We start from the raw sequence: 508 nt of genomic DNA, 5'->3' as shown, positions 1-508 counted from the left end.
ACCGGTTGCAGAAAAGAAGAAATCATTGCGAGAAAGTGAGCGCGCTTGTTTTAAAATGTCTAATGCTTCAGATGATAGGGGTACACGAAACTCTTTTGTTGTATCACGCTTTCCTTTCATATTTTCAGCAGGAATAGTCCATATATCATCCTCAACTTGATCTTTATGGATATGACATAAAGGAAAAGTACGAACGCCTGTCAGAATAAGCAAACGTAAAGCCAGTTGTGTCATTGTTGTTGTTTCGCAAAGTGTTTTATAAAAAGCGGGAATGTCTCTCCAATCCATAGCTGGAAAATTTTGCGTTTTATGGCGTTGTTTGCCTAAGAGCGCGCGTGCTTTTTCTGTTGCTTGTAAATCAATATTCAAACCTAATGCAGCCGCATGTTTAAGACAAAGATTAAGACGTATCAATGCTTTCTCTGCTGTTGCAGCTTTTGTATGCCAAATAGGGGCAAGGGTATCGCGTATCTCTGTTTGTGTAATCTCAGAAACGGGCAGACAGCCT

1 protein-coding gene is annotated in these 508 nt (G+C 40.2%); it reads right to left on the bottom strand.

Features of this window, described 5'->3' with window-relative positions; all coding sequences use genetic code 11:
* Positions 1-508 (bottom strand): tyrosine-type recombinase/integrase (locus ACFINU_RS10445; protein WP_375619106.1); only part of this gene is annotated, 508 nt, incomplete at both ends.

Origin of the sequence: Bartonella sp. AC130YNZD (genome assembly GCF_042196865.1) — a bacterium.
Taxonomy (GTDB): Bacteria; Pseudomonadota; Alphaproteobacteria; order Rhizobiales; family Rhizobiaceae; genus Bartonella.
The sequence above is the reverse complement of the archived record's forward strand: the minus strand, read 5'-3'. Positions and strand labels throughout refer to the sequence as shown.